Raw genomic sequence first — 5,852 nt, forward strand, 5'->3', positions numbered from 1 at the left:
CGCCGGCGAGCTCGTACACCTGCCCGGCGTGCCCGTCGCCGAGCAGGACGACCGCCGCCGCGTCGGCGTAGTCGCGACGGCTGGCGGGGGTGACCTTGCCATCGCCGCCGCTGGCGGCGAGCACGCCGGTCTCGCGAGCACGGTCCAGGTCGGGCAGGTAGTTCTCGGCGTACCAGTTGTTGCGCAGGATCACCGCCGGCACACCGGAGGCAGCGATCGCCTGCTCGGTGGCCAGATGATCCGGCGCGAGCGGCAGCGTGCTGGAGTCCGCCCGGACGAGGCTGGTGTAGGCCAGCAGCTCGACACCCGCGGCGGCGGCCGCGTCGATCACGTTCTGATGCTGCGAGACGCGCTTGCCGACCTCGCTGCCGGAGACCAGCAGCACCCGGTCCACCCCGCCCAGGGCAGAAGTGAGGGTGGCGGGATCGTCGTAGTCGATCGCGACGGTCGACACGCCCGCCGCGACCAGATCGGCGAGCTTCTCCGGCGAGCGGGCTCCGGCGATCAACTCGGCGGGCTTCGCGCCGCGGGCGAGCAGGCTGTCGACGACGAGGCGGCCGAGGTGGCCGCTGGCTCCGGTGACGAGGATGGTCATGAAGGGTCCTTTCCTTGGGGTGGTCGCCGTGTAGAAGGCGCTCGCCAACCCTGACATTCCAACTCTTGGGTACCCACTTCTCGGTAAGGTACTGGCATGTCAGTAAGTTTTGAGCAGATGCGGGCCGCCCGACCGGGCGTGTTCTCGCCGCAATGTGCGACCAGACTCGTGCTCGACCATGTGATGAGCCGATGGGGCGTGCTCGTGCTGTGGGCGCTGACCGGTGGCACGAAACGGTGGGGCACGCTGCGGCGCGACGTCGAGGGCATCAGCGAGAAGATGCTCGCCGCGACCTTGCGCCAACTCACCGCCGACGGTCTCGTTCACCGTGACGCGCGCGCCACCGTTCCGCCGCATGTGGAGTATCGGCTCACCGAGCGCGGCCAGGAGCTGATGGCACTGATGCTGCCGCTGATGGAGTGGATCGCGAACAACGCCGACGAGATCGCCACGCCGCAGCCGGCGCCGTGATCACGCGGTCACGAGTTGTCGACGAACCTCCCGCTCGTCGCAGCGCTCGATGTGCCGCACGCCGATCCCCCGCCGGACATGCCACAAGGTCCACACACCAGATGGTGTGTGGACCTTGTGCTCGTGGTGGAGCTGAGGGGATTCGAACCCCTGACCCCTTCATTGCGAACGAAGTGCGCTACCAACTGCGCTACAGCCCCGAGTGCGACGGACAGATTAACACCCCAACCCCGGAACTCCGAAATCCGGCCGCGCGTCCATACTGAGGTAGCACCGCGCAGCAGCACCGAGGGGAGACCGCGTGGCATCCGCCGAACCGTCCATGCCAGACGACCGACCCGTGCGCGAGGCGCCGTACGGCGATGACACCCACGCCAGTTGGGTGCCGCCAACCGTGCGCGGGGCCAGCGAGTGGTCGTGGCGTCTGCTGGTCATCGCCGCGGGCGTCGTCGCCGTCATGTGGGTGCTCGCGACGTTGTCGACGGTGACCATTCCCGTGGCCATCGCCATTCTGCTGGCCGCGATGCTCGCGCCGCTGACGCTGGCCCTGAATCGGATCATGCCGCGCCCGCTGGCCGCCTTCATCACGGTCATCGGCACGCTGGCGGTGGTCCTGGGCCTGATCAGCCTGGTGGGCACCCAACTCGCCACGCAGATCACGGACCTGACGTCACAGGTGGTCATCGGTCTGCAGCAGATCCGCGACTGGCTCGCCGGCACGTTCGGGATCTCCGACACCCAGATCAGTGACTTCCTGCGCAACACGCGCCAGGAGGCGACCAACCTCGTCACCAGCGATGTGGCGACCCAGTTCGGCCTGACGGCCGGTCACATCGTGACGGGCTTCTTCATCTCCATGTTCACGCTGTTCTTCTTCCTCATGCAGGGCGAGCACATCTGGGCGTGGGTGGTCCGGCTGTTCCCGCGCGGCGCCCGCACCCGCATGTTGTCCTCCGGCCGGATCGCCTGGCACCAACTCACCTCGTACACCCGCGCGACGATCATCGTCGCCGCCGTCGATGCCGTCGGGATCGGCGCGGGCGCAGCAATTCTCGGAGTCCCGTTCGCCGCGGGCATCGGTCTGCTCACCTTCTTCGGCGCCTTCGTGCCCATCATCGGTGCGCTGGCCAGCGGCGCGATCGCGGTGATCCTGGCGCTGGTGACGAAGGGTTTCGTCACCGCGTTGATCATGCTCGCGGTGACGATCGGTGTGCAGCAGCTCGAGTCGCACCTGCTCCAGCCGGTCCTCATGGGCCGGGCCGTCGCCGTGCACCCGCTAGGCGTCCTGCTGGCCATTGCGGCCGGTGGCGTGCTGGCCGGCATCGTCGGGGCGCTCCTTGCGGTGCCCGTGGCGGCGGTGATCAACGCGGTCGGACATCACCTGCTCGCCGACGAGCAACTCGAGGAGGTCGAGCATGCCGTCGAATCGGGCTCGGACCTCGATGACGACGAGGAAACGCGCACGGGCCTGGCGTAGCGGGCGGGTCCTTCGACAGCCACCCCAACCAGCTGGCCTCGTTGTGGCCAGCTGGCGTCGTTGTGCCCAGCTGGCGTCGTTGTGCCCAGCTGGCGTCGTTGTCCGGGGTTGGCCGACAAAGGACAGGGTTGGCCCCCAACCGAGCGTCAGCCAAGCCTGCCCAACGACGCCAAGCGGCCCGAACGACGCCGGGCTCAGCCCTGGGCGGCGCGGCGCGGCGGCTCGACGGTCTCGACGACCGGAGCAGGAGCAGGAGCAGCCACGGGAGCAGGAGCCGGTTCGTCGTACCGTTCGGCCTGGCGCTTGAGCGTGTAGGTCGGCGGGGGTACCGGTACCGGATCCCACGTCAGAGGCATGTCGTCGTCATCGAGCACCATCGTGGGCACGCTGGGTTCCACTGGCAGGGGGCGGCTCTGCGCCACGAGTTCGGCCACCGTGGGTGCCGGAGTCTCGTCCGTCCCGTCCTCGACACCAGCGCGGCCGGGGGCGATGGCGACCTCGGCGACGGGCTGCTCCAGCGGAGCGGCGTGCTCCCGGGCCACCGGAGCCGCGACCACCCGAGCGGGTGCCGGGCGGGCAGCAACCGGTCGAGCAGCGCCCGAACGGGGCGACGTCGACCGGATCGGCGCGATCTCCGCCGGGCGGGCCGAGCGCGCCGCCCGCGCGGCCAACCACACCTCGTGACGGCGACGACGACGTGCCTTCACGGTGATCCGCACCGCCACGAACGCGGCGACCAGCACCGCAAGGTCCACACCCACGGCCCACCAAGGCACGATCGAGAACGCCGCCAACCCGATGAGGGCGGGCAGCGCGAACAACGACGTCAGCAGCGTCAGGCCGGGCAGCGCCCGCAGCAGCCGCGACGGGCGCCGCGGCTCGACGACACGCTCACGGCCTGGGGACACTTCGGCGATCACCGGCTCGGGCACCGGCACATTCGCCGTGTGCCGCACGTCCAGCACGCGCATCGCCTCGGAGTGCTCCTCGACCACCGGGGTCGTGGCCAGATCCTCACGGCGCCGGATCCACGTGCGGGCCAGGTAGGCAGCCCACACCGCGATGACCGCGACGAAGATCAGGCTGCTGGGTTGCACGCCTCAACCGTAGGAAGCCTCAGGTCCCAGAGGCCGCATCTGCGTCGGTGTGTCGCGCATGTGACTCGAGGTACGCATGGTGACAACGTGAAAGAAGGGTCTCGCCGGCCAGGTCCTCCGTGGTGACGGCGAACGACCGGTGATCTCGCCACGCTCCGTTGATGTGCAGGAAGGCCCGGCGCACCCCCTCCTCCCGGAACCCGAGCTTGCGCACCACGGCCAGACTGGGCCCGTTCTCGGGGCGGATGTTCACCTCGATCCGGTGCAGGCCACACGTCCCCATCAGGTGATCGGCCACGGCCGCGAGCGCCGTCGGCATGATGCCGCGCCCGGCGACGGACTCCACGACCCAGTACCCGACCGAGGCCGACCACAGCGCGCCCCCGGTGATTCCGCTGGCCGTGATCTGACCGACGATCCGATCCTGCGCCGTGATGATCAGGGGCAGCGTCCGCCCGGCCTTGGCCTCGCCGGCCTGTCGACGCACCATCGTGCGGAACGAGATCGCCTCGCCCGGCCTCGGATTCGTCGCGTCCCACGGCGTCAGCCATGCCGCGTTGACGTGACGCACGTGCTGGAACTGCGCCTCGTCCCGGTTGAGGAGCGGGCGCAGCACCAGGGGTTCACCCCGCGGCGTGACGGCCGCCAACTCCACGGGCCACTCCCACCCCGGCAGCGCGGTCATCGACCCGATCCGTGGCCGGTCACGACGAGACCTCCACCTCGCCGGCCAGGTGCGCGCCCGCCGGCACCGTGCCGGAGCCACGCACGACGACATCACCGAGGCACCTCACGTGCGCCCCGAAGGTGACGTCCCCGTCGACCGTCAGGGAGGTGCACTCCCGCAGCGACGGCACGCCCTCGGGGAACCGCGCGTCGAACGCGCCCACGTGCGTGTACGACGCTCCGAGCCGAATGGCCGGGTCGGGGCGGCCGGTGGTCGAATGCAGCACCGCATGGTCATCGATCTCGAACACATCGGAGCGCAGCAGCAACAGTTCGTTGGTCGTCTTCACCGGCCGGAACCGGTCGCGGCCGACCTCGAGCACCTGCGCGCCATCGAACGTGCCGATCGCCGTGCCCATCGCCGACTCGATCTGGATGACCTCCGGCGAATCGGGCCGCGTCGGGTCGACGTGCTTGTGGTTGACCATCATCGGCAGGCCGAGCACGCCTCCGAGCTCGGCCAGCTTCGCCCGGAGCACGGCCAGGTCGATCCACAGGCTGTTGGTGTTGAAGAACCGATGCCGCTCGATGTCCTGGAACGCGTCCTCGTCGCCCGGTTCGAGCATCGCCTTCTCGCGCAGGATGATCCGGTCGTCACCCCGGCGCCGGGCGAAGTGGCCGCCCTTGCGGTCGTTGGCGCTGCGCTGGCACACCTCGGCCAGGAACGGGACCTGCTCGCCGATGACCCACGCCGCCAGGTCGGGGTCGCACGTCGCGCCGAGGTTGTCGGCGTTGGAGACGAAGGCGTAGCGGATGCCGCGCGTGACGAGATCGTCGAGCAAGCCGGTGGCCAGCAGCGAGACGTACAGGTCGCCGTGGCCGGGCGGACACCACTCCAACGACGGGTCCGGCGGCCATTCGACCGGCGTGAGGTCGTCGGCGCGCAGCTTCGGCTCGGCCGACTGGATGAAGTCCAGCGGCAGACCGTCGACGGGCAGGTCGGGGTACGCCGAGAGCACCTTGAGGGACTCCTCATGGGTGCGGAACGAGTTCATCAGGATGAGCGGCAGGCTCGCGCCGAACCGCGCGCGCAGGTCGAGCACCTGCCGGGCGATGATGTCGAGGAAGCTCGCGCCGTCACGCACCGGGAGCGCGGACTTGGCACCCCGGGCACCCATCGACGTGCCGAGCCCGCCGTTGAGCTTGATGACGGCGACCTGCGCGAGCGCGGCCGAGCGCTCCTCGTCGGAGAAGCGCTGGCCGGCGAACCGTGGCACGTCCGTCAACGGTGCGATCTCAGTTTCGGCGATGGTGCCGCGCACGCCCTCGACCAGTTGTCGATAGAAGTCCTCGAAGACGGTGATGGCGCGCTCGTCGATCCCCTCAGCGCGCATCTTGGACACCGCCAGACCCAGCCCCTTGTTCATGCGATCAGGGTAGGCGAGACACTGTCGGCATGCCCTCCGGCCCCGAGAAAGCCGCCCTGCGCCGAGCCCGGCGCGCGATGCGGCGCGACCTCGTGGCCGCCCGGGACCGCGACGCCGAC

At 69.9% G+C, this 5,852-nt stretch carries 6 protein-coding genes and 1 tRNA gene; 2 read left to right on the top strand and 5 right to left on the bottom strand.

The features are described 5' to 3' along the window. A partial coding sequence (locus KD1_RS14280; RefSeq protein ID WP_068403021.1) for an NAD(P)H-binding protein occupies positions 1–595 on the bottom strand: 595 nt, incomplete at its 3' end. Between the two features lie 96 nt (positions 596–691). Here KD1_RS14280 and KD1_RS14285 point away from each other — a divergent pair. After that, on the top strand, positions 692–1,066 hold the full coding sequence (locus KD1_RS14285; RefSeq protein ID WP_068403023.1) for a winged helix-turn-helix transcriptional regulator: 375 nt from the start codon (positions 692–694) through the stop codon (positions 1,064–1,066). A gap of 124 nt (positions 1,067–1,190) precedes the next feature. Here KD1_RS14285 and KD1_RS14290 read toward each other — a convergent pair. Beyond that, a tRNA-Ala gene (locus KD1_RS14290) sits at positions 1,191–1,266 on the bottom strand. Positions 1,267–1,367: 101 nt separating this feature from the next. Between KD1_RS14290 and KD1_RS14295 the strand changes: the two genes are divergently transcribed. Next, positions 1,368–2,543 (top strand): AI-2E family transporter, encoded by a 1,176-nt coding sequence (locus tag KD1_RS14295; RefSeq protein ID WP_157073377.1) that lies wholly within the window; start codon positions 1,368–1,370, stop codon positions 2,541–2,543. A 194-nt stretch (positions 2,544–2,737) separates the two neighbouring features. Here KD1_RS14295 and KD1_RS14300 read toward each other — a convergent pair whose 3' ends face one another. From KD1_RS14300 to KD1_RS14310, 3 genes are read right to left on the bottom strand one after another with little or no spacing between them, the layout of a single operon-like run. Then, positions 2,738–3,640, bottom strand: a complete 903-nt coding sequence (locus KD1_RS14300) for a SepX/GlpR family protein (RefSeq protein ID WP_068403025.1) — start codon at positions 3,638–3,640, stop codon at positions 2,738–2,740. A 19-nt stretch (positions 3,641–3,659) separates the two neighbouring features. Further along, complete coding sequence (locus tag KD1_RS14305; RefSeq protein ID WP_068403027.1) at positions 3,660–4,325, bottom strand: GNAT family N-acetyltransferase; 666 nt, start codon at positions 4,323–4,325, stop codon at positions 3,660–3,662. A 19-nt stretch (positions 4,326–4,344) separates the two neighbouring features. Then, positions 4,345–5,733: a UTP--glucose-1-phosphate uridylyltransferase gene (locus tag KD1_RS14310; RefSeq protein ID WP_068403029.1), complete on the bottom strand. Its 1,389-nt coding sequence runs from the start codon at positions 5,731–5,733 to the stop codon at positions 4,345–4,347. Between the last annotated feature and the right edge of the window lie 119 nt (positions 5,734–5,852).

Origin of the sequence: Kribbia dieselivorans NBRC 106261 (assembly GCF_001552435.1) — a bacterium.
In the GTDB taxonomy this organism is placed as follows: domain Bacteria; phylum Actinomycetota; class Actinomycetes; order Actinomycetales; family Dermatophilaceae; genus Kribbia; species Kribbia dieselivorans.

What these genes read in the sequence shown, in the direction of transcription:
- KD1_RS14285 (WP_068403023.1), top strand. Translation starts at nt 692, where the DNA reads ATGTCAGTAAGTTTTGAGCAGATGCGGGCCGCCCGACCGGGCGTGTTC.
- KD1_RS14305 (WP_068403027.1), bottom strand. Translation starts at nt 4,325, where the DNA reads ATGACCGCGCTGCCGGGGTGGGAGTGGCCCGTGGAGTTGGCGGCCGTC.
- KD1_RS14310 (WP_068403029.1), bottom strand. Translation starts at nt 5,733, where the DNA reads ATGAACAAGGGGCTGGGTCTGGCGGTGTCCAAGATGCGCGCTGAGGGG.